Origin of the sequence: Pseudomonas sp. efr-133-TYG-23 (assembly GCF_030209215.1) — a bacterium.
In the GTDB taxonomy this organism is placed as follows: Bacteria; Pseudomonadota; Gammaproteobacteria; order Pseudomonadales; family Pseudomonadaceae; genus Aquipseudomonas; species Aquipseudomonas rhodesiae.
Map to the genome: position 1 here is coordinate 334,386 of NZ_JARVSL010000020.1, position 24,413 is coordinate 358,798.

Here is a 24,413-nt window from a genome sequence, read left to right on the forward strand (position 1 = left end):
GACTACGACGCGCACATCGCGGAGTGGGAGATGATGGACGACGCGCTCGAGGGTGAGTGCGCCGTGAAGCGTAACGAGCGCAACCTGCCCAAGCCGAGCGGTATGGTTGAGGCCGAGAAGATCGACGCCGCGGGCAACAAGTACCTCTACGAGAACTACACCAGCCGGGCTCAGTACGAGCATTGGGTGCGCGACTCGTTGCGTTCGATGATGGGGCTGGTGTCTCGGCTGATTCCTGAGATCGAACTACCGTCTGGCCTGAAAGGGCTGGAGGACAACGCCACAGCCGACGGCTTCGGCCTGAAGCAGTTGTTCTTCCGGATGGTGCGCCAGGCCATTTCCCACGGCCGGGTACCGCTGGTGGTGAACATCGACGAGAGCGGCGAGCCATACTTCTCGACGTACGCCACCCGCAACGCCATAAATTGGGACACTGCTGATCAGGGCGGACGGCAGGATCTGGTCCTTTCGGTGTTCCGCGAGTTTCGCAAGAAGGGCGGCGATCGCTACAGCCACGATTGCGACACGGTTTTCCGGGAGTTCTTCATGCTGGGCGATGTTTGCTACACCTCGGTGCGAAATGAAGGCGGCGAGCTGGTCGAGGACGAAAAGCCGCTGGGCACCACCGGAACTGACAACCGCTTGGTCAAAGGCCTGCCATACCTGCCCGTGATCTACTGCGGTTCGACCGACAACTCCCCGGATGTTGATGAGGTGCCGCTGCTGACCATGGCGCGGTCCGCATTGAAGTCCTACCAGATCAGCGCTGACTACTTCAGCTCTCTGCATCAGACCAGTCACCCGCAACCGTGGGTTTCCGGTCTGGATGAGGCTGTAGAGCTGAGTGTGACTGGTCCTTCGGCAGCATGGGACCTTGGCCCAAGCGGCAAGGCTGAATATCTGGAGTTCAAGGGCACCGGCATTGAAGCCAACCGCAAAGCGATGGATGACCAGAAGAACGCCGCGCTTGAGGCAGGCGCCAAGGTCATGGACGTGGCCGGCACTGAGTCGGGCGAGGCGCGCAAAACGCGTCAGAACGACCAGCACGCCACGTTGCACAGCATCGTCATCACGGTGGCCGAGGCGGTGGAGCAAGGCTTGCGGTACGCAGCCGAGTGGAAGGGCTACGACCCCAAGCAGGTCAAGTTCAAGGTAAATCCTGAGTTCGTGACCCCGGTGGTCGACGCCCAAGTGCTCGCCGAACTGCTCAAGGGCGTGATGGCCGGCACGATCAGCGCCGACACCTACTGGCAGTACCTCACCACCGGCAAGCTGCCGGAGCGCCCATACGAAGACGAAGCCGAACTGATCAGCGATGAGCGCGAGTCGGCCGGCATCAACTTGGACAAAGACGATGCCAACGACAAACCTGGTGCAGGCGGACAGCCAACTGCTGGAGCAGACGACGCGCCACTCGGTAATGCTGGAGCGGCTTAAGGCCGGCGAGGTCAAGAAGTTCGAGAAGTACCTACGCCAGATCGATAAGCTGGTGCGGGATCAACTCACCCGCAAGGAACTGACCACTTACAGCCGGGACCGCCTTGAGCAGTTCCTGGCCCGTGTGGACGGCAAGCTGCTGGAGATCTACAAGGCCTACCGCGACCTGGTGCAGGCCGATCTGGTCGATATCGCGCTGTATGAGTCGAGCTTTGAGGCCAAAAGCCTGAGCAATGCGCTCTCTATCGACGCTGTGGTGCCGACCAACACGGTGATCCGCGCTGCGGTGTTCTCCTACCCGCTACAGGTGAAGGGCATCGACAGCGGCAAGCTGCTGAAGAGCTTCGTCAGCGGCTGGACGCGGACCGAGACGATGCGCGTCACCAACACGATCCGGCTCGGCTTCGGCCAGGGCCAGACCAACGCCCAGATCATCCAGGCGATTCGCGGTACGGCAGCGCAGAACTTCACTGACGGCGTCTTGGCGATGAGCAACCGCAATGCTGCCGCCGTGGTGCAGACGGCAATCCAGCATGTGGCCACGACGGCACGAATGGAGACGCTGAAGGCCAACAGCGACGTGGTGCTGGGCTATCGCTGGGTGTCGACGCTCGATCGCAAGACCTCGCAGCAGTGCAAGGGCCTGGATGGGATGCGCTTCGACCTGGGCAAAGGTCCGCTGCCACCGGCGCACATCAACTGCCGATCAACTACCGTGCCGACCACCAGGCTTTCGGAGATGTTCGCGAAGGACGCCACGCGCGCCTCGGTGGGCGATAACGGCGGGGCCCAGGTCGACGCAGGTCTGAATTATTACGAGTGGCTAGCAACACAACCGGCGAGCTTCCAGGATCATGCGCTCGGGCCGGTCCGGGGCAAGTTGTTCCGCGATGGAGGGCTGACGCCGGAGAAATTCGCCAAGCTGCAGCTCGACAAGTCCTTCAAACCGCTGACCCTCGCCCAACTGAAAGAAGTCGAGCCCGACATGTTTACCCGAGCAGGCGTTACACTCGGCGCTCCATCAGGTTGAGATAGCACATGCAGATCATCGTTGAGGATGGGAAGGGCAGGCCAGACGCCAATAGCTTCGTGCCGCTGGAGAAGCTGACCTTCTACCGCGACTACTACGGGTTCCGGATACCTGAAGCAGAGGCTAAACAGGTCGAACTGCTGCTGCGCGCTGCGGCCGACATCAATGGTCGCCAGTGGAAAGGGCGAAAGGCCAATCCCGACCAGGTTATGGCCTGGCCACGGCGTGATTGCAAAATCGAATATCAGACGCTGTCCGAGACGTTCGTGCCCTTTGAGGTTGAGTGGGGCCAAGTACGGCTGGCGGTCGAGCTGTATGCAGCAGAACAGGGCTTCCAGATCGAAGAGCCGACGCATTGCATTGAGTCCAATGGTCGTCGCACTCGACTCAATCGCGATACGCCTGGCTTTCGCATGCGACCGCCGCCGTACGCACCGAGCAGGACACAGTTCGCCGATTACCTGATAATGCGAGGATTGCATTTAGTCGCTAAGGAATAGCCGATGTTCAAATTGCTGCGGTGGGCATTTCTGCTCGTAGTATTCATCACCGTTATTGGCTTCGTTTTTTTGCTCGGGCTCTCTTTTGGCCTCAGCAACAACCACGACAAGTTCATTACAGAGACCGTGCCTGTCCTATCAATGCTTGGCGGATGGGTTGCCGGCATTGGCGCACTGGCAGCAGTTCTCACCACTCTTTGGCTGGCTGATAAACAACGCAGAGAGGATGTTGAAAATCTCCGGGTTTCTGTTCGGTCGGCCATCACCAATACTGGAGAAGAGGGTTGGTTCATTGCTCTCGGGATCACATCAGATGGAAAGCGTCCGGTGAAGGTGACAGGCGTTTCGGTACAGTCGCCCCATGCGAGAAGTTACCTACATATCCACCAATTTTGGCTGGGGAGTCACCCGCTGCCAGCGGCGATGACCTATGGCGATAGTATTTCCCTGCATTTGACGCCAGGGTTTGACCGGCAGATCAATAGATACGTTGAACAATACTGCCGTGGAAAAGCTTCAGGATTGAAATTTGTCGTTAGCACTACGTTGCATGAGTTCAAGGCCTCCATAGACAAGAATATGCTCACCTTGAGCGACTGAACCAAAAACAGATTCATACCAACCTCGGCCATGCCGGGGTTTTTTTATGCCTGCAAAGCGGGCCGACCAAACCCAAGGGGTGCACCAAGTGGCAGACGAAAACCAGATTGATCTTGAAGACCCGGCAGTAAAAACCGCCATTGCCGCCGCAGTGGATGCAGCCACAATGGGACTCAAGAACAAAAACACCGAGCTGCTTGGCTCGCTCCGGACCACCAAGACCGAGCTGGACGGCTTCAAGTCCCAGTTCGAAGGCCTGGACATTGCATCAGTGAAAGGCCTGCTTAATAAGGTTGGTCAGGATGAAGAGACCAAGCTGATCGCCGAGGGCAAGCTGGACGAGGTCATCACCCGCCGCACAGAGCGCTTGCGCACCGACTACGACACCAAGCTGGCCGCCGAGAAAGCCCGTGCCGACAAGGCTGAGCAATTCGCAGCTAAGTACAGCGACAAGGTGCTGGCTGATTCAATCCGCGCCGCTGCCATCAAAGCCGGCGCGCTCCCAGAGGCCGCCGAGGACATCATCTTGCGCGCCCGGGGCACTTTCAAACTCAGTGAAGACGGTGAGGCAATTGCCACCGACCGTGATGGCGAGGTCGTTTACGGGAAGGACGGGAAAACCCCGCTGTCACCGCTCGAATGGGCGGAATCCCTGCGTGAAACAGCAACACACCTGTGGCCAAGGGCTCAGGGCGCCGGGCAGACCGGCGACAACGGTGGCAAGGCCACGAAAAAGTGGGGCGAGTACACGGAAACCGAACGCGCTGCGATCGCCCGTGACAATCCCGATCTCTTCAAGAAAATCCAGGCCACCAAAGGAACCTAATCCATGCCAACTACCCAATTGACCGACATCTTCGTCGGCGACTACTACACCTCCCTGGCGCCGGTTAACAGCCCGGAAAAGACCGCTGTATACGAGTCGGGCATCGTGACTCGCTCTCCTGTGCTGGACGCGATTGCTTCCGGCAGCCAGGGCACCGCTGAGATCAGCTACTGGCAGGATCTCAACGCCGATGAAGCGCCGAACATCAGCAATGACGACCCGAATGACCAGGGCGAAGTCGGAAAGGTCACCCAGGACAGCATGCGTGCCCGGGTTCTGTACCTCAACAAAGGCTACGGTGTTACTGACCTGACCGCTGAACTTGCGAACAGCGAGCCTCAGCAGCAGATCCGCAACCGCTTCGGCACCTATTGGACCCGCCAATGGCAGCGTTACACCTTGGGCGCTGCGCGCGGCATCATCGCCTCGAATATCGCGAACAACGGCGGTGACATGGTCATCGACGCGGGCGCGACCATCAGTGCGAACGCCTTCCAGGATGCCGCGTTCACCGCCGGCGATGCCGCTGACCAGTTCGGCGCGATCGGCGTTCACTCAGTGGTGATGAACCAGATGGTCAAGCAGGACCTTATCGAGTACCTGCGTGACTCGGACGGCAAGATCATCCTGGCCACCTACCTCGGCAAGCCGGTGTTCATGGACGACGCCCTGGTGTACGGCGCGGGCAAGTACTTGTCCGTGTTCTTCGGCCAGGGCGCTTTCGGCTACGGCGAAGGCACGCCGAAAGTGCCGGTAGAGCTCGAGCGTAAGCCCGGCGGAGGGAACGGCGGCGGTGCCGAAGTGCTGTGGGAGCGGAAGACTTACATCCTCCAGCCTGCCGGCTTCAGCTGGAAGGGTTCCGAAGCTCAGAACCTCAGCCCAAACGCGACTCAGTATGCCTCCGCGGGCAACTGGGAGCGTGTATTCAGCCGCAAGCAGGTCCCGTTCGCCGCTGTGATCAGCGGTACCACCACGCCGTAATCCGGCCCACACAGCCTGGCGCCCTTATGGCGCCGGGATGCTTTTGAGGTGACTCATGAAAGTAATCTACACGGACAAGCCGGGCAAAGAGCGCGGCGTGTGCTACCGCCTGCTGAGCGAATTCTTCGGTGTCATCGGTTCCGCTACCGAGGTGGTGGTTGATGGCGATGCCCCGGACATCTTCGACGCCTACCAAGCGGCCGGCATCAAGGTGTCCGACGGCAAAGATTCAGAGATCAAAGAAACCGATCCTCTGAAAATGAAGGTCCCCGAGCTGAAAGAATGGCTGACCGAGAAGGGCATTGCCTTCGACCCGTCCGCCAAGAAAGAAGACCTGCAGGCCCTGGTGCCAGCGGAATAAGGACAAGCACATGACCGACTTCATCACCATTGCCGATGTTGACGCCCAGCTCGGTCCTGACTGGTCCGGCACCGGTGATCCGGTCCTTGCTGTGACTATGGCAAACGCCTGGCTCACAGCCAAGATTAAGCGGGCTGTTCCTGATCCGGTTCCGGCCGAGATCAAAACAGCCGGCGCCCAGGTTGCCAAAGAGGCAGCGGCGGGCAAGCTGTTCACGGCCACGCAAAAGGAAGTGCAGAGCAAGACCCTATCCGCGCAGTCCGGCACGTCTGTGAGCAAGACCTACGTGGCAGGCTCCACCGATCAGTCAGCCGGCGTCAACTTCGCCATGGTGCTGCTGGAACCGTGGATCAAGCGCTCCAGCGTGATGATGCTGAAAAGGATCTGATCATGGGCATGCGTGAAGAGATCCAGGCCGAATTGGCCGAGTCGTTCGACGATCCTGATGGATTGGCCGACGCGGTTAAACCCGTGACGGGCGTGCGCAAGATCGCGAGCGAGTATGACCCTGACCTGGGCGGCGAAACGCCAGACAGCACCGTCACTTACACGGGGCGCGGTGTTCTGGGCAGCTACCTGTCCAAGGAAATCGACGGTTCCCTCATCCAGACTACCGACAAGAAGCTGCTGGTGCTGCAAAACGAACTGTTCGTGTCGGAGGCCGGTGTGCCAACGACGGTACCGGCTACCCCAGCCATTGGTGACATCATCAACGACCTGCGGGTGATGAACGTGTCCGCCGATCCGGCTGATGCAACGTGGACGGCCCAGCTGAGGAAGTGACATGGCGAACAAGTACGCGAGCATGAACGGCAGCTTTGCCGAGAACATTCGAGACTTCGCTGAGCGAGCCCAGGCTGGTATCGATGCAACCATCCGAGAGATCGTTATCGAGATCGGCAGCAGCGTTATCCGAATGTCGCCGGTGGGCAATCCAGAGATCTGGGCGGCGAACGTCGCTCATCGACAGAGCAACACCCGGGCGGCCGATGACTACGACTTCAATGTCGCGGTGCGCAACACGAACATCAACCTCAACGAATCAAACTTCACGAAGGCCGGCAAGCTGCGGCGCGGGGTCAAATACGCCAAGCCCCTGACCAAGACCGAGCGCGACCAGAACTTCAACGTGAACGGTTTGGTGGCAGGCAAGGACTACGTTGGCGGCCGGTTTCGGGGGAACTGGCAGTTTTCCATCGGCACGCCGGCGGAGGGCACGCTTGATCAGGTCGATCCGGCTGGTGGCGTGACGCTGGCTAAGCTGCGACTGCAGGTCCAGGCACTGACGGCTGGCGAAACGGCCTACATCGTCAACAACCTGCCGTATGGCATCCCGCTGGAGTATGGGCATTCAACCCAGGCACCCGGCGGCATGGTCCGGATCACTCTGGCCCGCTTCCAGCAGATCGTCGACGAAGCCACAAGGAACAACCAGGTATGAGCCACGCCATTATCGCGTCGATCTACGAGGCCAAGTTACTTGCCTGGAGCAAGGCGCGGGCAGAGCCGATCAAGGTCGTGTTTGAGAATATCCAGTATGACCCTGCGGACGGCGAGACCTACCTACGGGCATTTGCGCTCCCAGGCGATACCGCAAGTAGCACGCTTGCCGGAGATCACCGCGCTTTCATCGGCGTCTACCAGGTCAGCATTGTGGCTCCGGCTAATACCGGGAAGACAAAAACGAACCCGCTTGTGGGTGAGCTGAGCGCACTGTTTCCACTGTACGCGAGAGACACGAAGGCGGGCGTCACCGTCGTCACGATGTCATCGGTAGACCCTGGCCCTGGTATAACCGATCCACCCACGTTCACCGTACCTGTGTCGTTCGAATACCGAGCAGACATCGTTTAGTCAGGATCAAACGGGCGAGTAGGCGTCCCTTGATGGAATAGCATTTGCCAGACTCCAGCCTCAAGCTTCCAGATTGAAGTTCTCCGCGCGTATTGCCTTGGTGCTCCGTCGCGGCTGGATTGGGAGGCTTCGTATACCAGTAGACAAGCGTCCTTAGATATCACGGTCAGTTTGAAATTTCGCGCCAAGATATCAACGCGAGACCTTTGAAGCGGCAAGCTTTCAACGGTATCAGCTTTTGAATAGAAGGCCCCTGAACTACCAATTTCATGGAAGTCTTTGTGCAATAGACGATTGAGTTGCTCAGGGTCATTTCGGACACTTGCTTGATGCAAGCTGATCTCCATGTCTTGAAGCAGGTTGAGTAGCGAGACCTCTGTCACCTTGTTTTTCCCCTTTGCTCCATTCCAGATTTACCTGATTAGCACTTCCACCGCCCATAGGGCAAACCCAATAACCCGCCTCTGTGCGGGTTTTGTCATTTCTGAAAAGAGGAAATACCCATGGCCGTCTTTCTGCCGAATGGCTCTACCGTTGTCGTCGCATCCGCCTACGGCAATCCGATCGTCGTCACTGCGATCTCCAATGCTCTTGAAGCCTCGGTATCGGCGGCGGCTCACGGCCTCAAGGCTGGCGATTTTGTCGAGGTGACGTCTGGCTGGGCCCGACTGAACAATCGCGTGCTGCGCGTGAAAACTGCTACCGCCGACGCGTTTGTTCTTGAAAAGGCAAACACTCTCAACGTAGCGCGCTATGTTGCGGGCGGCGGCGCTGGCTCTGTGCGCAAGATCACGGACTGGGTGCCCGTCAGCCAGGTGACGGAATCCGCGAAGTCCGGCGGTGATCAGCAGAACGCAACCTACTCCTTTCTTGAAGAGGATGACGAGCATCAGATCCCGACGACCAAGTCGGCGATCGCGTTCACGCTCACTCTGGCTGACGATCCCGATTTGCCTCACAACGACGTGCTGATTGAGGCAGATGACGACAAGAAGCCTCGCGCCGTGAAGGTGAACCTCGCCGCTGGCGGCTGCATCGTTTACAACGCCTACGCCTCGTTCGACAACGTGCCGTCCCTCAACAAGAACAACATCATGACCGTCACCGCAGTGTTTGCAGTCGTCGCCAAATTCATTCGCTACGCGTCGTAAGGGAAGGGCTCATGGCTAAGTTCAAGTTGATCCAGAAGCCGACCTTCAAGGCGGCGGTGATGATCCAGCGTGCCGGTTATAGCGCCGAGAAGGTGGAGTTCGAGTTCAAGTACCTGGATCGCACCGCGCTCGCCGAGCTGTACACCGGCTGGAACGAGCGGCACGACGAGCTGAGCAAGCAGTTAGGAGACATGGACCTCAAGGCATTCACGGCTGCTCAGATCGATCTGCAGGCCGACCAATTGCTTGATGTCGTCGTCGGCTGGGATATCGAGGAAAAGTTCACGCCTGAAAACGTACGCATCCTCGTCAACTCCATTAACTCGGCCCCCAAGGCCGTGCTGAATGCCTACGCCGAAGCCTTCAACGAAGCCCGCCTGGGAAACTCCTAAGCGCTGCACGCGCGCTCTATGAGCCGACGCTGGAGGACACGGATGCCTTCGGCTTCACTGCGGCCGACTACTCCACAGAGATCGGCATCTGGCCCGACAACTGGGACGCCTTCAAGGTCTTTGAGGCAATGAGCACACAGTGGCGCACAGGCGCGTGCGGCGTGACAGGCATGGACTACAGCGTTCTCTCCGGGGTTATTCGGATGTGTGGCGTACCGATCAGCCAGCGACAAACCATTTTCAGCGACTTTCGCCGTATGGAGGCTGAAGCCCTGCAGGTGATGGTGGAACAGAGAGAAAACAAATGAGCACCAACTTCGCTTCCCTGGGTATTGCTGTCGAGTCGTCACAGGCCGCAAAGGCTGCTGATGATCTTGATAAGCTAGTCGATTCCGCTGAAGGCGCCCAGAAGGCCATTGATGATCTGGGCACAACGGGCGAAGGCCTGGCCGACACCGGTAAAAAGGTTTCCCAGGCCGAAGCGGATGTTGCGCAAAGCATCGATAAATCAACGGCAGCGAGGGGTCGGCAAGCTGGAGCCAGTCGCAAGGCAGCTGACAGCGCAGTCGCGGAAATCTCCGTCATCAGCCAGCTAGACAAGGCTATGACGGGCAATATTTCGAGCATGGAGTCGCTGGTTCAAGCCGAGGGTTTGCTGGAGCGCGCCCGCAAGGGCGGCTTGGTCACCATCGAAGAGCAGGCGAAATATCAGGATCAGCTGGGAAAGGCCTACGACAAGATTGAAAAGGCAGAAGCCAAAGAGCTGGCGCAGAAGCAGAAGCTGATCGAAGCGGAAAATCGTCAGATTGAGGCGCTGAAGCGTACCGTCAACGGGATTGACCCGGTAACCGCCAAGTTGGCGAAGCTTGAGGCTCAGGAGAATGCGCTCAATAACCTGCATAAAGCTGGTCAGATCGATGCGGAGCGCTACAACGAGGCTCTGGCTAAGATCGGGAAGGACCGGTCGGGGCTTACTGAAGCCGCTAGCGCTTTCGACAAGCTGAAGCTCGGTACCCGTCAAGCTCAAGAAAACGTCATGCAGTTGGCTAACGCCATCCAGGCAGGCGATCTGGGCAGTGGGGCGCGTGCGATCGCTCAGCTGGGGGCTGGCGCCGGTGAATCGGCGAAAAGCCTGGCAGGGATGCTGATTCCGGCCGGCTTGCTGGTCGCTGTACTCGGCTCGGTTGGCTATGCCTACTTCGATGCGATGAAGCAGGCGCGAGAGTTCAATGCTGCGATCAACGGCGGCACGAATGGCGCGGGGCAAGCTATTGCCAGCCTGAAGGATATGGCCGACGGCGTTGGGCGTGTTACCGGTAACCTGTTCGGTGCGCGAGAGGCCGTTGTTTCGCTTGCGTCTGGCGCGGCCACCAGCGGCACCCAGATGCGCAATTTGGCTGAAGCTGCAGCGGCAGTCAGCGAAGTTACCGGTCAGGGGGCGGGCGAACTCGCCAAGTCCTTTGCCACCGCTGGCGATACAGCAACTGAAGCCGCCAGCAAAATCAGCAGTCAGTACGGATTGATCACCCTCGAGCAGTACCAGGTGATCAAGGGGCTGGATGACCATGGCGACAGCCAGCGTGCCTTGGATGTGCTCAGCGAAGATTTGAACCAGGCCGCGTTGACGCGCCTGAAGACTTATCGCGAATCGTTATCCGACGTGGAGCGCGACTGGGACAGGATCAAGAACGCCATCAAGGGCGCGTACGCAGAAGTCCGGTCGGAGATATTCCCTGACCTGGCCAAGCAGATCGAGATCACCCAGCGTGTTCTTGATACCCGCAAGAGCGGCGGAATTGCTGGCGCCATCTCTAACGGTCTCAGTTCCTTGAACTCGGCTCTTGGTCTGGGCACCGGTGAGCATGACGACTCAACTGAGGCGCTTGAGAAAAAACTTGCCGAGCTGAAGGCCAGACAGACTGCCAGCTCTAACCTGGCAATTGTCACCGGTGAGAACGCCGACGCTAACCAGAAGGCAATCGAGGCTCAGAAAGCGCTGGATGCGCAACTAGACAACGTCAACCCTCTGAATAAGCGCAAAGCGGGACTGGAGAAGCTGAACAACCAGTTCAAAGCGCTTTACGAGAATGCAGAAAAGGCAGGGCAAAAGTCGCCACTGCTTGACGGTGTGAGCTACGACGGCAAAAAGTTTTCCGGTGGTGCGTACGACATTCTTTTGAAAGGCATTGAGGATAAAAACAAGGACCCGAAAAACGCCGCCACCCAAGTTGATCTGACCAGCTTCAACAACGCCAAGAACGACTTGGCGGCGATCACCGACACCTACAAAAACTACCAGAAGGAACTGGAGGCGGCCCAGAAGGCTGGCCTACTGTCTGAGGAAGACTATCTGCTGCGGCGCCAGGCGTTGATCGGGAATCAGCTCGACCAGACAACGGCAGCCTACGAAGCAGAGATTGCGGCGCTTGAGGCCGCCAAGGGCAAGAAGTCCACGTCGGCTGCGCAAAGCATCCAGCTGGACCAGAAGATCGCCGACGCGCGCGCCGGATTGGTTAAAGCGCAGAAGGATGCCAACAGCCAGCTTGAAGTGCTCGCCACCAACGAAACCGGGCGCCTGGCAAAGCAGCAGCGGGCGATCAGCACGTACGTGCAGGCGCTGGGGCAGCAACAGCGGGCTTTGGAACTGGCAGGCCAGCGCGCAGTGCTCGGCGTTGGGCAGGGCGATCGACAGAACGCACTCAGCGGCGAACTGAACAGCCAGCAGGACCGGTTTGCTCAGCAGTCGCTGGAGCTCGCCAATCAGAAGTCTGATCAGTCGCGCAACATGTCGGAGGAAGAGTTTAAACGGAAGTCGCAGGCGCTCGCAGACGCGAACAAGGCCGCGACGGACCAGATCCGGCAGAACTATGCGGATGTGGAGAACGCCGAGGGCGATTGGACGAAGGGCGCAACGGCAGCCTGGGATAACTACCTGGATTCGGCGCGCAACATCGCCGGGCAAACCAAAAGCCTGTTCGGCAACGCCTTCAGTTCCATGGAGGATTCCATCGTCAACTTTGCCATGACCGGTAAGGCGTCGTTCTCGGACTTCGCCAAATCGATCCTGGCGGACATGGCGCGCATTGCGACACGGCAGGCAAGTTCGGCACTGCTGGGCAGTCTGGTTGGCGCGGCGGCGAGTTACTTCGGTGGCAGCGCGGCCGGCGGCGGCAATGGCATGGCCGCCGGGTCTGCCGGTGCCACGTCGTCAAACCTCGGTGCCTCTTCGGCCGGCTACTCCAGCACCTACTTCCCGCAAGCCAAGGGCGGCGCGTGGTCGGGCGGTGTGCAGATGTTCGCCGATGGCGGTGCGTTCACGAACTCCATCGTCAGCAAGCCCACGGCTTTCGGGATGGCCAATGGCAAAACCGGCGTCATGGGTGAGGCAGGGGAGGAAGCAATCATGCCGCTGACCCGGACGTCGAGCGGCAAGCTCGGGGTTATGGCCATGGGCGGCGGCGGGACTGGCGGAACGCAGATCAATGTCGAAGTGCATATCGATGGCGATGGCAAAGCTACCTCCTCGGCTGATGCACCTGGCTATGACCTCTTCGGCAAGGAGCTGGCGACGTTCGTAGAGCAGAAGTATCAGGAGCTGCGGAGCAGGGACATGCGCCAGGGCGGCGTCATCAACAAAGCAATTAAGGGGCGCTGATGGCTATTGAACGATTCAGATGGGCGACGGAGAAGGGCGCGGAGGGCGATATTGCCCAGCGCGTCCGCTCCAAGAAGTTCGGAGATGGCTACGAGCAGTCGGTCGAGGATGGTCTCAACAACCGGTCGCAATCCTGGCCGGTAACATTTACCGGCCTGAAGCCGCGCATTAAGGAAATCATGGACTTCATCGACCGACACAAAGGCTCGAAGGGCTTCCTCTGGGAGCCGCCCCTGGGTGAGCTTGGTCTCTACAAGTGCAACGGCTACAAGCCAGTGCACCGTGGCGGCCAGGTCTACGCCATCACTGCGACTTTCCAGCAAACCTTTCATCCCTGAGATAACTGCCCATGACACTGATCACGGACATCCAGAAACTGGAGCCCGGCGGCGAGATTCGCCTGTTCGAAATTGACGGGACCGAGTACGGCGCCGATTCCCTGCGCTTCCACGGTCACGCCATCCCGCACACCCCCGAGGAACTACTTCTCTACGAACACTCCGAAGATGAATTGCCAGCGAAGTCGATCTGGTGGCAGGGCGAAGAGTACGCGGCCTGGCCAGTGCAGATTGAGGGTATTTCCTCGAGCAGCGACGGAACTGCCTCTCGGCCGACGTTCGCCGCAGGCAACGTCAACGGGCGCGTCACCGCGCTGTGCCTGGCCTTCGAGGACATGCTCAAGTTCAAGCTCACAGTCCGCGAGACCCTGGCCCAGTACCTGGACGCAGCCAACTTCCCTGAGGGCAACCCAACCGCCGACCCGACGCAGGAGGCGCTGGAGATCTGGTACATCGACCAGAAAACCAGTGAGGACGGCGAGGCCGTCGTCTGGGAGCTGTCCTCCCCGGGCGAGATCGATAACCACGGCCTGCCCGGGCGGCAGATGACCACGTTCTGCCACTGGGCCATGACCAATGGTTACCGGGGGCCGGACTGCGGCTATACCGGCGTGGCCATGTTCGACGACGAGGACAACCCCACGGATGACCCGGCCAAGGATCAGTGCAAAGGCTGTCTGTCGTCGTGCAAATTGCGCTTCGGCGAGAACAACGAACTGTCCTTCGGTGGATTTCCTGCCGTTTCCCTCATAGCCCGGAGCTGACCATGCGCAAGCACATCATTGCGTCCATCCAGGCGCACGCGGCGGCGGAATATCCGCGCGAGTGCTGCGGCCTGCTGCTGGCCGTCGGCAGAGCGCAGAAGTATTTCCCGTGCCGGAACATCGCCACGGATCCGAACGAAGAGTTCAGGCTCGATCCCGAGGACTACGCCGCGGCGGAAGACTTGGGCGAAGTGATCGGCATCGTTCACTCGCATCCGGACGCCACCAGCAGGCCGTCACCGCATGACTTGGCCATGTGCGAGGCCACGGCGTTGCCCTGGCACATTTTGTCGTGGCCCGAAGGCGACATGCGCACGATCACGCCAACGGGCAGCACGCCGCTGCTCAAGCGCCCGTTCGTGCACGGCGCCTGGGACTGCTGGCAGGTTTGCGCTGATTGGTATGCCCGCGAGTGGGGCCTGGAATTCGAAGCCTTCCAGCGCACCGATGGCTGGTGGGAGAGCGCGGAGAACGCGAGCCTGTACGAGCAGAACTACGAGGCGGCCGGATTTGTACGCGTCGACCGACCGCAACGCGGCGACATGATCGTCATGCAGGTTGGCCGCACCGTTCACCCGAACCATGCCGGGATTTACCTGGGCACTGATCCGGCACTACCTAACGAAGAGTCGGGCGCATTCGGCCCGGGCCCGTTCCTGCTGCATCACCTATACGGCAGGCCGTCCGAGATCATCGTCTACGGCGGGCCTTGGCATGACCGTACACGATTGATCCTTAGGCACCGAAATAAGATAGAGTCATGATTCGAGGATGAATATCTTTACGCGTCACTTGGCTTCATAGCTGCGCATCGTCTAACTTGCGTTGCAAGGGCAGCCACAATCGCGCTGTTTTCGGAACCATCTGAGTTTTTTGATTGCTTTATATAGTTGTCGTAAATACCATCATCAAGGTATGCAAGCGCTTGGATTTTGAGCTTTGATGTTAATCTAGATGCATTGGCCTGAATCTCGATATTCCTGTCTTTTGAGGTAATTACAGCATCACCGAGTTCCTTGTATAGCGATTTCGCTTCATTGCAATATTGAGTGCGAACTTCGAGAGTTCTAGTTCTTAAGAAAATATCCTTTTCCTGATCGGATTTTACACGCTCTAATGCGATCAAATTATCCTGTTTCAGCTTCTCCACAGAAAGTAAGTGCTCTTGTTTTGTATTTTCCAAATCCGTATTGGATTTGTTGTTCGAGTATGTTGAATATCCAGTAGCCAAAGAGGTTGCGACTACAGACACGATTGCTACCCAATTCGAATTGCTCATTATTTACTCTGCATCCATGGAGTGAAAAAGGAGCGCATGATAGCTAATGGCTATATTTAGTGCACGTGTTCGAATCCATTCCGTTGCGAGTGGATTTTTCTTTCTGGGGCTGAGTGCTACAGTCCCGCCAAACCAAAGAGGGAACGACATGCGGATTTTGATAGCTGCGGTAGCGGTAGTGGTGCTGGCGGGGTGTATGGCACCAACCATGAACGAGGCTCGCCAGTCTGGCCCGTACAAGGTTCTCGCTTCCAAAAAAACGGACGCCGCGCTGGCTAAATGCGTCCAGTACGAATGGCAGAACCAGTCGATCTTCGGCGGCACGCCTGGCGCAACCCTTCAGCCTGGCCGCGACACCGGATACACGGTATTCACCGAAGGGTCGCAGTATTTCGTTGACATCCAGCCTAAAGGCTCGGGAGCCGAAGCGAAGTATTACGTGGTAGTCGGGAACTGGATCGCCAATAAGCGATTGGCCGCGCTGCAAGGCTGCCTATAGTCCGCACCACTTCCATCAGCTCGCTTCGGCGGGCTTTTTTATTGTCCGGAGAAAAGTCAATGGCAGCACTAGCCATCAATTATCAGCCCATGACCACGATCCTGCTTTACGGTCAACTTCGACAGTTTGGCCGGTCTTTCCGCATGGCTGTGAATTCGCCCGCAGAGGCGATAAAGGCGCTGTGTGTGCAGATCCCCGGATTTGAACGCTTCCTGTCGAACGCCAAATCACGAGGGATTGAGTTTGCCGTATTCCGAGGAAAGACGAACCTGGCAGAAAAGGAGCTTGGGTTTGCGGGCGGCGGCGATATTCGAATTGCCCCGATCATCACCGGTAGTAAGCGCGGCGGAGCGCTGCAAACCATCATCGGCGCTGTACTGATTGTTGTCGGTCTTGTCATCACCGGCGGCACGTTCGGCGCCGGTGCGCCCTTCGGGTCCGCTCTGATCATGATGGGCGGATCGATGGTGCTGGGCGGCGTAATCCAGATGCTCAGCCCCCAGGCCGGCGGACTCAAGACCAGCGCCGCGCCGGAGAACACGCCCGGCTATGCGTTCGGCAGCGCCAAGAACACCACGGCCTCCGGCAATCCTGTCTCGCTTTGCGCAGGCCGCCGGCGATGGGGGGGCGCAATTATTAGCGCGGCCATCTATGCCGAAGATCAGTTGTAGTCTATATTCTGACGCTCTGAATAGCGCTAAGAAATGGAGTTTTTATGGCGACGTTAGGTGTGGTAATTAAACTTGATGACGAAAAAAATCTTTCAAAAGTTTTTGAAGGTTTTTGTTTCCAGTATTTTGATGAGGGGTTTCTAGAGCATCATCCATCTAAGTTTAAGTATGTTGCTTTTGTTGTTGGTAATTCGATTCGAGCAGTTGCAAAAATCGATGAAATTACAATTAGCGCTGAAGAGCCGAGCTTCGCAGGGTTTCGATTTTCTGAAATTGTTAAGAAGAGCTACATAAGTTCCGTCCAAGTGCCAGGGGTTAAGTGGCTTAACGAATATAACAAACAAGATTTCGAAGATCTTTTTACAGGGCGGGATAACGTTTTAGCACGACCGGAGCCCCTTAAAGAATCAATAGATATGAAGACTGTTATTTCTCAGCTGGCGGATGCGTATGGTGTTGCGACACGAAATATACAGATAACAATAACTGGTTGAATCTTTCAAATAAAACCGCCCTCGGGCGGTTTTTTTACGTCTGGAGAAAAGCATGGGCGCAGCACGCAAGATCGATGTTTATGGCGCCAAGGGCGGTTCCGAGAAGCCTAAAACCCCCACCGAGGCCGCTGACAGCCTGCGCTCTGTCGCCATTGCGAAAATGCTTATTGCCCTGGGTGAGGGCGAGTTTGATGGTGTGCCCACTGCCAAGGACATTTTTCTCGACAATACGCCGCTGCAAGACCCGCAGGGGAACATGAATTTCCCGAACGTGAAGTGGGAATGGCGCAGCGGAGCAGTGGATCAGACCTATATCCAGGGCATTCCGTCGATCGAGAACGAGACCACGATCAGTACCGAGCTGCGCAGTGGTACGCCCTGGGTTCGGGCTATCAGCAACACTCAGCTTTCGGCCATTCGTGTGCGCTTCGCGTGGCCCGCGCTGCAGTCCGTGGATGCCAGCGGCAATATCAATGGGTACCGTATCGAATATAAGGTTGAGCTGGCTACTGATGGCGGTGCCTATCAGCAGGTGCTGAGCGAAGCCGTGGATGGGAAGACCACCAGTGTCTACGAGCGCACCCGCCGCATTGACCTTCCGAAGGCGACGTCCGGTTGGTTGATGCGTATTACTCGACTGACTGCAAACCAGAACAACAACAAAATCTCCGACACCATGCAGATTGCCGGTTTCACCGAGGTAATCGACGCGAAGATTCGGTACCCGAATACCGCGCTGCTTTACATCGAGTTTTCAGCTGAGCAGTTCCGCAGCATCCCTGCAGTGACGATCGAATGCGATGGCCGGAAATGGCAAGTACCGAGCAACTATGACACTAGGTCGCGCACCTACACAGGCGTTTGGGACGGAACGTTCAAAGAAGCCTGGACCGACAACCCCGTTTGGCACACTTACGGCATCACCACGAACGACCGTTTCGGCCTGGGCCGTCGTATCAAGCCCTGGATGGTGGACAAGTGGGAGCTGTACCGCATCTCGCAGTATTGCGATCAACTGGTGCCGGACGGTAAGGGTGGCCAGGAGCCGCGCTTCATCTGCAACCTGAATCTTCAGAGCAAGGCTGACGCTTGGTCGCTGCTGCGCGACATCTCGACGATTTACCGGGGCATGACTTATTGGGCCCAGGGCCAGGTGTTCACGCTTGCGGATATGCCGCGTGCCACCGATTACGACTTCGCTTATACCGCCGCAAACGTCATCACCGAAGGTCGTCAGCCATTCATCTATTCCAGCGCATCGGAGCGCACCCGCTACACCCGGGCGCTGATCAGCTACGACAACCCGCTGAACAACTTCGACACTGATGTCACAGCGGTGACCGACCAGAAACTGCAGCGGCGCTATGGCGATAACCCGCTGGAGATCAGCGCCACCGGCTGCACTCGCGAGTCAGAAGCCCAGCGCCGTGGCAAGTGGGCTTTGCTGACGAACGCCAAGGACCGGGCGGTAACCTTCAAAGTTGGGTTGGACGGGCGTATTCCGTTGCCTGGCTACGTGATCCCGATCGCGGACGAATTGCTTGCGGGTCGGCCGGTGGGCGGGCGCATCTCGGCGGTGAACGGCAAGGTCATCACCCTGGACCGAGACACCCAGGCCAAGCCCGGTGACCGGCTGATCCTCAACCTGCCCGACGGGAAATGTGAGGGGCGTACCGTGCAACTGGTCAGCGGGCGCCAGGTCACCGTGACCGTGGCTTACTCTGTGCCGCCTGAGCGCGAACTGGTGTGGGCGCTGGATGCTGATGACCTGGCCATCCCGCTTTATCGCGTGGTCAGCGTGGCTCGGCCTGAGGCTGGCGTGTTTGAAATCTCGGCTGTGCAGTACGACCCGAGCAAGTTCGATCACATCGACACCGGTGCCCGGCTGGAAGAGCGTCCAATCAGCGTTGTGCCGATCACCGTCGTTCCGGCGCCGGCAAGCGTCACGCTCACATCCAGCTACGCCGTAAATCAGGGTATTGCGATCAGCACCATGAACATCTCGTGGCCAGCCGTCACGGGCGCGGTCGCTTACGACGTGGAGTGGCGTAAGGACAGCGGCAACTGGATCAAGGTGCAGCGCACGGGCTCAACGAGCGTTGACGTCACCGGCATCTACTCGGGCGCCTACCTGGCGCGCGTGCGGTCGGTCAGCGCCTTCGAAATTTCCTCGATCTGGAAGAACTCCAACCTAACCAATCTGGAAGGAAAGGTCGGGTTGCCGCCGGCGGTGTCGTTCCTGACCACCACCAGCCTAGTTTATGGCATCGGTATCCAGTGGGGATTCCCACCAGGTGCCGAAGACACCCAGAGGACGGAACTCTGGTACAGCTCGTCGCCGGACCTAACCACTGCGGAGAAGCTAAGCGACTTCAGCTACCCGCAAGCCAAGCACGAAATGCAGAATATCTTGGCGGGGGCGAGCTTCTACTTCTGGGCTCGCCTGGTGGACCGTACCGGCAACGTCGGACCTTTCTGGCCGATCCCAGGCGCCGTGAATGGCAGGGCCAGTTCTGATCAGACGGAGTACGACAAGTACTTCGCCGAGAAGATCGGCAAGGGTGCGCTTTACCAGAGCCTGCGAGAAGAAATCGATCTGATTACTGGTGATGGGCCGGGCTCGGTCAACGACCGTTTGGCGAAAGCCAAGCAGGAGTTGGAGAACCTGATCTCTGAAGTGGTGGATGCACTGGATTACGTTCCAACAAAGACCTACGCCAAGGGCGATATGGTCCGGGTGGGCCAGCAGCTATTCCAGGCGACCAAGGCGGTACCAGTCGACACCATTCCGCCTAACGCCAACTACTGGTTCAACCTAGGCACCATCGCCGAAACGAATGCAGCGATGGCCCTGGAAATCAGTCAGAACAAGTCCGCTATCGAGGAAGTGGACGGTAAGGTCACGGCCACTGCTGAACGCCTGGAAGGCGTCTATGCGCTGGTGAAATCTGATTCTGCAGGCTCAGAGCAGGGCAGTGCGGGTGATGACACCGCCTCTGCCGGGGCCTGGTCGCTGATGTCCGCAATTGCTGAGCGGGATTTTGCTCAGTCGCAGCGTACGGATATTGTCGAAGCCAAGGTCCAAGAAAACACAGCCAGCATTCTGGATGTATCCAAAACGGCAGCGAGTGCTACGTCTGCTCTGGCAGAGCGAGTTATCACCATTGGGGCCAAGGTCAGCAGTAACGAGGCAGCTTTCAAGCAGGAAACCTCCGCGCTAGCAGACGCTGATAAGGCATTGGCTCAGAAGATTGAAACCGTGCAAGCGTCATCCGGCGAGAACGCGGCGGCAATTCAGGTGGTTAGCAAGGCCCAGGCCACCACTGACGGGAAGGTTTCGTCGATGGTTACGTTTAAGGCCCAAACCACTGCTGGAGGAAAGACGGTCGCCTCCGGCTTCGCGTTTGGCTCAGATGGCGAGCAGTCGGAGTTTCTGATTTTTGCGCAGCGTTTTGCAGTAGTCGACGAGGTTAGCGGACAGCTCATTCCAATGTTTGTTGTTCAGGGGAATCAGGTGGTCCTGAATCAGGCTGTAATCAGCGCAGCGTTCATCCAACAAATCATATTGGGAATGACGCTGCGTTCTGAAGCGGTCGACTCTAATGGGAATCCGTTAATCGAGCTGGATATGAAATCGGGGAAATTCTCGCTACGTGGTAGCAAAGATGGCAACTCTTCGCTGCTTGATAATAATGGGTTGAAATTCATTTATTCCAACGGTGTCGTTGGTGTTGACTTGAGTCTTTGAAATGGTCGGATTGATTATCAGAGATCGAGATACCGGTGTAACTAAAGTTGATATGACTATTTTTATCAGTCAGACGGTCGGTAGCATTGACACCAACGGCCAAAACGGAGCAATCCAGATTCCTGCGCCACCAGTTGGCCGAACCTCGTTTTTTACGGTTTCGCCGCTGGTGGATTTGCAAGTTGAGAAGGGAAAGAGGCCGGGAGTGATTCTAAATGGAACATCTCTTTCCTGGGCATATTCATACAATACGGCAGGGTGGGGGTTTTTCTCAGCTAATTGTCGAATTTACTACGGGTATTATTAATGTCTGATGGTAGATTAATTGTAAGGCAGTCGGGTGGGGCGCTTCTTTATGACACCGGAAAAATAAGTTACGGTCTGGTGAAGAGCGGAAATCTTGCATTTAATGGAAACTGGAGGCGGTTGGTTCTCAGAGGCATAAACGTAGACCCTAACCTTGGCAGCAGTTGGAGAGACGCTGGTGTTCCCGGGGATGATCAGTACGGATTTACACTTGATAATCCTCAATCCCCCATCGTTTTCCTTGTTGGTAAGGGGGTTGCTACTGGTGTCGCCGTGTCCGGGAGCACAAAAACTTATCTGTATGCCGGGGCTAACGCTGCAACCAAATATTATTGTTTTGATTTGATGCGAAATGATGGTCTGCCTGGACCATGGCTAAAAACGAAGAGCGAAGAGTCAGGCGGTATAACGTTTAACTCAAACCAAAATCCCATGAATGTCGTTGCATCCATACGCGCACCTGGCCCAGGTCCGCTGGATCGTTTTGGAAGGCCGGTGTTCACTTACGTGGGCGGGCGTAATGAACGTATCGCTTTTCAATCGACCGCAGGGTCGGCAATTGTTCATAGCGTGGTAAACATAGATATAGGCGCCGGAGTCGAATACGCCGCGTTTCTTCCGTGGAATAGGTCATGCGGGATAGTTGATCCGAACACTATTTCCTCTGGATATACGACTACATACGGAATGGCCGAGGGTGCCTTCGGAAGATTGGGTGGCATTTCTTTCTTTTTCGCGCCCCCGGGAAGGACAACTACACAAGATTGGCCAGCGCAAAGCTCGACGGCAACATACTCCTATCACAGCCTTCCTACAGATAGGTTTCCGTCAGCGCTGGTGATAAAGACGGCGGGATTGCCGTTTCCATTTAACTGAAGTTGCGCGAAATACCGAACCTGCTACGAGCAGTTTTTTCGCCTGGAGAAAGCCATGGCAAGACAAGAAATTATTCTCGGTACGCCGCCTTTAGGTCTTGGAGGCGACACGCCGCGTGTTGCGAACTCAAAGATAAATGCAATGACCGCGGAACTCTACCAGGGCATTGGCACAAATACTGCGCCTCTTCCGGTTTCAAAAGGTGGGACTGGCGGTAATTCGCAAGCCACTGCACAAGCAGGTTTAGGTTTGGTGCCAGCAGCCGTAACTGCAACGGCTTCGGATTACCCCAGTGGTATTTTGAAAACCGGTCACGCTGGATGGAATGGCGGCGCAGCTATCGTGATTGGGAATGGCGCCAACTGCGATACGCTAGTCAACGCATTTTTGTACGCCTTGAACGGTACTTTTACTAATGGGCCTCCATCGTTTGGGTCTGCTGCTTTTTTCTTGCGGGTTTCCGTGCACGGTGTCGGGTACGAATCTCAAGAGGCTTTCGGTATTACCCATGGCGGACGCGCCGAACGTCGTAGGATTAACGGCGTCTGGCAGCCATGGTCAAACATTTACAACGGAGTGAACGCCACACTTGATCCCAGCGGCACTGGCGGCGGATTGATGTCCTCCGCGATATTCGGTAACTACCTAGTAAGCAAATACGCAAACGGTGAAATGAATATCAGAGGTGTCGCGCCGATGACCGCGAACTTTACAGCCGGTGAAATCAGGGTTGTTACTGTCGCCCTTCCGGTGACATTAATAAATAGCGGCCTTGGATACCTCTATAAGTCAACAACTAATGCTCAGCCACAACAAACTTACGATTTCTACGGGGTTATTGCAGAATATATGTCCGACGCGAATACGGCGGCTTTCGTTATCAGAAACGGAGGGACGGCTCAAGCTTTCGTGCCTACCATTAATGTTTGGGGTCGCTGGAAATGAAAATTACATTATTTCCTTTTCTGTCCGATTGGCCGCTTGAAGCTTCTGTGTCCGGGGATGTTATTACGATCAACGGAGAAGCCATCGATTTGTCCGGCATACCGGACGGATACCGCTTACCAGCATCCGCAGTTGAGAATAAATTCTTTCTCACTGGCTCAAGCGACTACGTGGAAAGGATAGGTAGAACTCTTCATTTTTCTTTAAAGCTCCCGGTAAGTATGGAGAGCCCCAATGAATATCGTAGTCCACTAGAACCTATGATTATTGATGCGCGCAGTGGTCCGGTGAAGTTTCCCGACACCTCGCCTGTAGTGATCCCTGCAGCTGAACTTCCTGATATCCGAGAAGGACAAGAAAATGGTGGACTTGAGCAAGCTTGAACCGATTAAAACGGCGCAAGACATAACGGATGAATTGAGCCTGGGTCAGGCTCGGGCGTACCTGAGCCAGACCAACTGGCATGCCTTCGCTCTGCTTGAGGATGGCACACCGATTCCGGACGACATCAAAGAAGCACGCGCAGCAGCTCGCGCAACCATCAACCGGTTGAGCCCTCCACCAGCGTCTTGAGTTTTTGCCAAACACCGCCACCCGCCATGAGCGGGTATTTTTTTGCCTGGAGATAGTTATGCCGATCACCGAGCAGCAATTGCTGCATATCTTCCCGAACGCCGGCCGCCAAGCCGGCGTTTTTGTTCCTGCCTTAAACACGGCCATGAGCCGTTACGGCATCGTGGGCACCGTGCGGATGGCGGCGTTCATCGCCCAAGTAGGGCACGAATCTGGACAGTTGCGATGGGTGCGCGAAATCTGGGGCCCCACCGCGCAGCAGGCCGGCTACGAAGGCCGCGCGGACCTGGGCAATACACAGAAGGGCGACGGCTCCAAGTACCGCGGGCGCGGCCTGATCCAGATCACGGGCCGGGCGAATTACACGGCATGCGGCGAGGCGTTGGGCCTGGACCTCATCAGCAATCCGGAACTGCTGGAGCTACCGCAACACGCCGCGATGTCGGCGGCTTGGTTCTGGTCGACTAATGGGCTGAATACACTCGCTGATCAGGGGCAGTTCGCGAAGATCACCAGGCGTATCAATGGCGGGCTCACCGGCCAGGACGACCGCCAGGCGCTATACGATAAGGCGCTGAAGGTGCTGGTATGACGCCGGTGCAGAAGCTGGCGGGCCTATTGGTGCTGATGCTGGGGCTGATGGCCGGTACCGCGGGCGTGACCTGGCAGGTGCAGAACTGGCGGATGGGCAAGAAGCTGTCCGAGCAGGCCGGCCTGCATCAAGAAGATCTGACCAGGATCAGCATGGTCGCTGCCGCCCAGGCCCGCGCCGATCAGAGCAAGCGCCTGGCCACCGAGCAACAGCTCGCCATCCAGGACCAACAACACATACGAGAATTATCCGATGCTCAACGTACCCAGGCTGCTCTGCGCGATCGCCTTGCCACTGCTGATGTGCGGCTGTCAGTCCTTGTCGACGCAGCGGATACAGCCCGTGGCTGCAATGTGCCTACCGCCGCCGGCGCCGTCGGCGTGGTTCATGCAGCCCGTCGAGCCCAACTTGACCCAGCGCATGCTCATCGAATTATCTCCATCACCGATGCCGGCGACCAAGGATTGATCGCGCTGCGGGCGTGCCAGGCGTATGTCAGGGCCATTGCGCCCTGACCTACATGCCCAATCGCAAAAATTAG

Annotated in this window: 29 protein-coding genes; 27 read left to right on the top strand and 2 right to left on the bottom strand. The window is 57.4% G+C overall.

Annotation, left to right across the window (positions count from 1 at the left end; all coding sequences use genetic code 11):
• Positions 1-63: 63 nt before the first annotated feature.
• The 11 genes from QRN41_RS14965 to QRN41_RS15015 all read left to right on the top strand — a co-directional run bounded on the left by QRN41_RS14965 (position 64) and on the right by QRN41_RS15015 (position 7,589).
• Complete coding sequence (locus QRN41_RS14965; protein WP_285421746.1) at positions 64-1,437, top strand: DUF4055 domain-containing protein; 1,374 nt, start codon at positions 64-66, stop codon at positions 1,435-1,437.
• Positions 1,355-2,467, top strand: coding sequence for a minor capsid protein (locus QRN41_RS14970; protein WP_502941898.1), 1,113 nt, complete (start codon positions 1,355-1,357; stop codon positions 2,465-2,467). Before QRN41_RS14965 ends, QRN41_RS14970 begins: the two co-directional genes overlap by 83 nt.
• Before the next feature lie 8 nt (positions 2,468-2,475).
• The gene (locus QRN41_RS14975) at positions 2,476-2,967 is read left to right on the top strand and encodes a DnaT-like ssDNA-binding protein (RefSeq protein ID WP_181079761.1); all 492 of its coding nucleotides are present in this window, start codon (positions 2,476-2,478) and stop codon (positions 2,965-2,967) included.
• Between the two features lie 3 nt (positions 2,968-2,970).
• A complete protein-coding gene (locus QRN41_RS14980) occupies positions 2,971-3,567 on the top strand; it encodes a hypothetical protein (protein WP_285421747.1) in 597 nt (198 codons plus the stop codon).
• 88 nt (positions 3,568-3,655) lie between these two features.
• Positions 3,656-4,393 carry a hypothetical protein gene (locus tag QRN41_RS14985; RefSeq protein WP_181079763.1) on the top strand — a complete coding sequence of 246 codons (738 nt, stop codon included), beginning with the start codon at positions 3,656-3,658 and terminating at the stop codon, positions 4,391-4,393.
• 3 nt (positions 4,394-4,396) lie between these two features.
• Positions 4,397-5,374: a major capsid protein gene (locus tag QRN41_RS14990; RefSeq protein ID WP_285421748.1), complete on the top strand. Its 978-nt coding sequence runs from the start codon at positions 4,397-4,399 to the stop codon at positions 5,372-5,374.
• 55 nt (positions 5,375-5,429) lie between these two features.
• Positions 5,430-5,735 carry a HeH/LEM domain-containing protein gene (locus QRN41_RS14995; RefSeq protein ID WP_034097526.1) on the top strand — a complete coding sequence of 102 codons (306 nt, stop codon included), beginning with the start codon at positions 5,430-5,432 and terminating at the stop codon, positions 5,733-5,735.
• Between the two features lie 10 nt (positions 5,736-5,745).
• Positions 5,746-6,123, top strand: coding sequence for a hypothetical protein (locus tag QRN41_RS15000; protein WP_285421749.1), 378 nt, complete (start codon positions 5,746-5,748; stop codon positions 6,121-6,123).
• 2 nt (positions 6,124-6,125) lie between these two features.
• Positions 6,126-6,518 carry a hypothetical protein gene (locus tag QRN41_RS15005; protein ID WP_285421750.1) on the top strand — a complete coding sequence of 131 codons (393 nt, stop codon included), beginning with the start codon at positions 6,126-6,128 and terminating at the stop codon, positions 6,516-6,518.
• Position 6,519: 1 nt separating this feature from the next.
• The gene (locus QRN41_RS15010; RefSeq protein ID WP_198712629.1) at positions 6,520-7,176 is read left to right on the top strand and encodes a hypothetical protein; all 657 of its coding nucleotides are present in this window, start codon (positions 6,520-6,522) and stop codon (positions 7,174-7,176) included.
• Entirely contained in the window at positions 7,173-7,589 is a 417-nt protein-coding gene (locus QRN41_RS15015; RefSeq protein ID WP_198712628.1) for a phage tail terminator-like protein, read from the top strand. Before QRN41_RS15010 ends, QRN41_RS15015 begins: the two co-directional genes overlap by 4 nt.
• On the opposite strand, the gene QRN41_RS26175 is transcribed toward QRN41_RS15015, so the two are convergent.
• The gene (locus tag QRN41_RS26175; RefSeq protein ID WP_350310306.1) at positions 7,586-7,936 is read right to left on the bottom strand and encodes a nuclear transport factor 2 family protein; all 351 of its coding nucleotides are present in this window, start codon (positions 7,934-7,936) and stop codon (positions 7,586-7,588) included. The genes QRN41_RS15015 and QRN41_RS26175 overlap by 4 nt on opposite strands.
• A gap of 156 nt (positions 7,937-8,092) precedes the next feature.
• Between QRN41_RS26175 and QRN41_RS15020 the strand changes: the two genes are divergently transcribed.
• From QRN41_RS15020 to QRN41_RS15050, 7 genes are read left to right on the top strand one after another with little or no spacing between them, the layout of a single operon-like run.
• Positions 8,093-8,740 carry a phage tail protein gene (locus QRN41_RS15020; RefSeq protein WP_285421751.1) on the top strand — a complete coding sequence of 216 codons (648 nt, stop codon included), beginning with the start codon at positions 8,093-8,095 and terminating at the stop codon, positions 8,738-8,740.
• 11 nt (positions 8,741-8,751) lie between these two features.
• Complete coding sequence (locus QRN41_RS15025; RefSeq protein ID WP_181079769.1) at positions 8,752-9,132, top strand: phage tail assembly chaperone; 381 nt, start codon at positions 8,752-8,754, stop codon at positions 9,130-9,132.
• 29 nt (positions 9,133-9,161) lie between these two features.
• Positions 9,162-9,440, top strand: a complete 279-nt coding sequence (locus QRN41_RS15030) for a DUF1799 domain-containing protein (RefSeq protein ID WP_285421782.1) — start codon at positions 9,162-9,164, stop codon at positions 9,438-9,440.
• Positions 9,437-12,787: a phage tail tape measure protein gene (locus QRN41_RS15035; RefSeq protein ID WP_285421752.1), complete on the top strand. Its 3,351-nt coding sequence runs from the start codon at positions 9,437-9,439 to the stop codon at positions 12,785-12,787. Before QRN41_RS15030 ends, QRN41_RS15035 begins: the two co-directional genes overlap by 4 nt.
• Complete coding sequence (locus tag QRN41_RS15040) at positions 12,787-13,125, top strand: phage tail protein (RefSeq protein ID WP_060773103.1); 339 nt, start codon at positions 12,787-12,789, stop codon at positions 13,123-13,125. The genes QRN41_RS15035 and QRN41_RS15040 overlap by 1 nt, the downstream gene beginning before the upstream one ends.
• Before the next feature lie 11 nt (positions 13,126-13,136).
• Positions 13,137-13,889, top strand: coding sequence for a phage minor tail protein L (locus QRN41_RS15045; RefSeq protein ID WP_285421753.1), 753 nt, complete (start codon positions 13,137-13,139; stop codon positions 13,887-13,889).
• Positions 13,890-13,891: 2 nt separating this feature from the next.
• Positions 13,892-14,653, top strand: a complete 762-nt coding sequence (locus QRN41_RS15050; RefSeq protein ID WP_285421754.1) for a C40 family peptidase — start codon at positions 13,892-13,894, stop codon at positions 14,651-14,653.
• Positions 14,654-14,670: 17 nt separating this feature from the next.
• On the opposite strand, the gene QRN41_RS15055 is transcribed toward QRN41_RS15050, so the two are convergent.
• Positions 14,671-15,168 (bottom strand): hypothetical protein, encoded by a 498-nt coding sequence (locus QRN41_RS15055; RefSeq protein ID WP_173603503.1) that lies wholly within the window; start codon positions 15,166-15,168, stop codon positions 14,671-14,673.
• A 148-nt stretch (positions 15,169-15,316) separates the two neighbouring features.
• On the opposite strand from QRN41_RS15055, the gene QRN41_RS15060 reads away from it, so the two are divergent.
• The 9 genes from QRN41_RS15060 to QRN41_RS15100 all read left to right on the top strand — a co-directional run bounded on the left by QRN41_RS15060 (position 15,317) and on the right by QRN41_RS15100 (position 24,387).
• Positions 15,317-15,667: a hypothetical protein gene (locus QRN41_RS15060; protein ID WP_285421755.1), complete on the top strand. Its 351-nt coding sequence runs from the start codon at positions 15,317-15,319 to the stop codon at positions 15,665-15,667.
• A 59-nt stretch (positions 15,668-15,726) separates the two neighbouring features.
• Complete coding sequence (locus QRN41_RS15065; RefSeq protein ID WP_173603505.1) at positions 15,727-16,338, top strand: tail assembly protein; 612 nt, start codon at positions 15,727-15,729, stop codon at positions 16,336-16,338.
• Between the two features lie 44 nt (positions 16,339-16,382).
• The gene (locus tag QRN41_RS15070; RefSeq protein ID WP_285421756.1) at positions 16,383-16,832 is read left to right on the top strand and encodes a hypothetical protein; all 450 of its coding nucleotides are present in this window, start codon (positions 16,383-16,385) and stop codon (positions 16,830-16,832) included.
• A 52-nt stretch (positions 16,833-16,884) separates the two neighbouring features.
• A complete protein-coding gene (locus QRN41_RS15075; RefSeq protein WP_285421757.1) occupies positions 16,885-20,580 on the top strand; it encodes a TipJ family phage tail tip protein in 3,696 nt (1,231 codons plus the stop codon).
• Between the two features lies 1 nt (position 20,581).
• Positions 20,582-20,887, top strand: a complete 306-nt coding sequence (locus QRN41_RS15080; protein ID WP_285421758.1) for a hypothetical protein — start codon at positions 20,582-20,584, stop codon at positions 20,885-20,887.
• Positions 20,888-21,816: 929 nt separating this feature from the next.
• Entirely contained in the window at positions 21,817-22,707 is an 891-nt protein-coding gene (locus tag QRN41_RS15085) for a pyocin knob domain-containing protein (protein ID WP_285421759.1), read from the top strand.
• On the top strand, positions 22,704-23,090 hold the full coding sequence (locus QRN41_RS15090) for a hypothetical protein (RefSeq protein WP_285421760.1): 387 nt from the start codon (positions 22,704-22,706) through the stop codon (positions 23,088-23,090). The genes QRN41_RS15085 and QRN41_RS15090 overlap by 4 nt, the downstream gene beginning before the upstream one ends.
• Before the next feature lie 248 nt (positions 23,091-23,338).
• Entirely contained in the window at positions 23,339-23,872 is a 534-nt protein-coding gene (locus QRN41_RS15095; RefSeq protein WP_285421761.1) for a glycoside hydrolase family 19 protein, read from the top strand.
• Positions 23,869-24,387 (top strand): lysis system spanin subunit, encoded by a 519-nt coding sequence (locus QRN41_RS15100; protein WP_285421762.1) that lies wholly within the window; start codon positions 23,869-23,871, stop codon positions 24,385-24,387. The genes QRN41_RS15095 and QRN41_RS15100 overlap by 4 nt, the downstream gene beginning before the upstream one ends.
• The last annotated feature ends 26 nt before the right edge of the window (positions 24,388-24,413 follow it).

What these genes read in the sequence shown, in the direction of transcription:
- QRN41_RS14970 (WP_502941898.1), top strand. Translation starts at nt 1,355, where the DNA reads ATGCCAACGACAAACCTGGTGCAGGCGGACAGCCAACTGCTGGAGCAG.
- QRN41_RS14975 (WP_181079761.1), top strand. Translation starts at nt 2,476, where the DNA reads ATGCAGATCATCGTTGAGGATGGGAAGGGCAGGCCAGACGCCAATAGC.
- QRN41_RS14980 (WP_285421747.1), top strand. Translation starts at nt 2,971, where the DNA reads ATGTTCAAATTGCTGCGGTGGGCATTTCTGCTCGTAGTATTCATCACC.
- QRN41_RS14990 (WP_285421748.1), top strand. Translation starts at nt 4,397, where the DNA reads ATGCCAACTACCCAATTGACCGACATCTTCGTCGGCGACTACTACACC.
- QRN41_RS14995 (WP_034097526.1), top strand. Translation starts at nt 5,430, where the DNA reads ATGAAAGTAATCTACACGGACAAGCCGGGCAAAGAGCGCGGCGTGTGC.
- QRN41_RS15000 (WP_285421749.1), top strand. Translation starts at nt 5,746, where the DNA reads ATGACCGACTTCATCACCATTGCCGATGTTGACGCCCAGCTCGGTCCT.
- QRN41_RS15005 (WP_285421750.1), top strand. Translation starts at nt 6,126, where the DNA reads ATGGGCATGCGTGAAGAGATCCAGGCCGAATTGGCCGAGTCGTTCGAC.
- QRN41_RS15010 (WP_198712629.1), top strand. Translation starts at nt 6,520, where the DNA reads ATGGCGAACAAGTACGCGAGCATGAACGGCAGCTTTGCCGAGAACATT.
- QRN41_RS15015 (WP_198712628.1), top strand. Translation starts at nt 7,173, where the DNA reads ATGAGCCACGCCATTATCGCGTCGATCTACGAGGCCAAGTTACTTGCC.
- QRN41_RS26175 (WP_350310306.1), bottom strand. Translation starts at nt 7,936, where the DNA reads ATGGAGATCAGCTTGCATCAAGCAAGTGTCCGAAATGACCCTGAGCAA.
- QRN41_RS15020 (WP_285421751.1), top strand. Translation starts at nt 8,093, where the DNA reads ATGGCCGTCTTTCTGCCGAATGGCTCTACCGTTGTCGTCGCATCCGCC.
- QRN41_RS15025 (WP_181079769.1), top strand. Translation starts at nt 8,752, where the DNA reads ATGGCTAAGTTCAAGTTGATCCAGAAGCCGACCTTCAAGGCGGCGGTG.
- QRN41_RS15035 (WP_285421752.1), top strand. Translation starts at nt 9,437, where the DNA reads ATGAGCACCAACTTCGCTTCCCTGGGTATTGCTGTCGAGTCGTCACAG.
- QRN41_RS15040 (WP_060773103.1), top strand. Translation starts at nt 12,787, where the DNA reads ATGGCTATTGAACGATTCAGATGGGCGACGGAGAAGGGCGCGGAGGGC.
- QRN41_RS15045 (WP_285421753.1), top strand. Translation starts at nt 13,137, where the DNA reads ATGACACTGATCACGGACATCCAGAAACTGGAGCCCGGCGGCGAGATT.
- QRN41_RS15050 (WP_285421754.1), top strand. Translation starts at nt 13,892, where the DNA reads ATGCGCAAGCACATCATTGCGTCCATCCAGGCGCACGCGGCGGCGGAA.
- QRN41_RS15055 (WP_173603503.1), bottom strand. Translation starts at nt 15,168, where the DNA reads ATGAGCAATTCGAATTGGGTAGCAATCGTGTCTGTAGTCGCAACCTCT.
- QRN41_RS15060 (WP_285421755.1), top strand. Translation starts at nt 15,317, where the DNA reads ATGCGGATTTTGATAGCTGCGGTAGCGGTAGTGGTGCTGGCGGGGTGT.
- QRN41_RS15065 (WP_173603505.1), top strand. Translation starts at nt 15,727, where the DNA reads ATGGCAGCACTAGCCATCAATTATCAGCCCATGACCACGATCCTGCTT.
- QRN41_RS15070 (WP_285421756.1), top strand. Translation starts at nt 16,383, where the DNA reads ATGGCGACGTTAGGTGTGGTAATTAAACTTGATGACGAAAAAAATCTT.
- QRN41_RS15075 (WP_285421757.1), top strand. Translation starts at nt 16,885, where the DNA reads ATGGGCGCAGCACGCAAGATCGATGTTTATGGCGCCAAGGGCGGTTCC.
- QRN41_RS15080 (WP_285421758.1), top strand. Translation starts at nt 20,582, where the DNA reads ATGGTCGGATTGATTATCAGAGATCGAGATACCGGTGTAACTAAAGTT.
- QRN41_RS15085 (WP_285421759.1), top strand. Translation starts at nt 21,817, where the DNA reads ATGGCAAGACAAGAAATTATTCTCGGTACGCCGCCTTTAGGTCTTGGA.
- QRN41_RS15090 (WP_285421760.1), top strand. Translation starts at nt 22,704, where the DNA reads ATGAAAATTACATTATTTCCTTTTCTGTCCGATTGGCCGCTTGAAGCT.
- QRN41_RS15095 (WP_285421761.1), top strand. Translation starts at nt 23,339, where the DNA reads ATGCCGATCACCGAGCAGCAATTGCTGCATATCTTCCCGAACGCCGGC.
- QRN41_RS15100 (WP_285421762.1), top strand. Translation starts at nt 23,869, where the DNA reads ATGACGCCGGTGCAGAAGCTGGCGGGCCTATTGGTGCTGATGCTGGGG.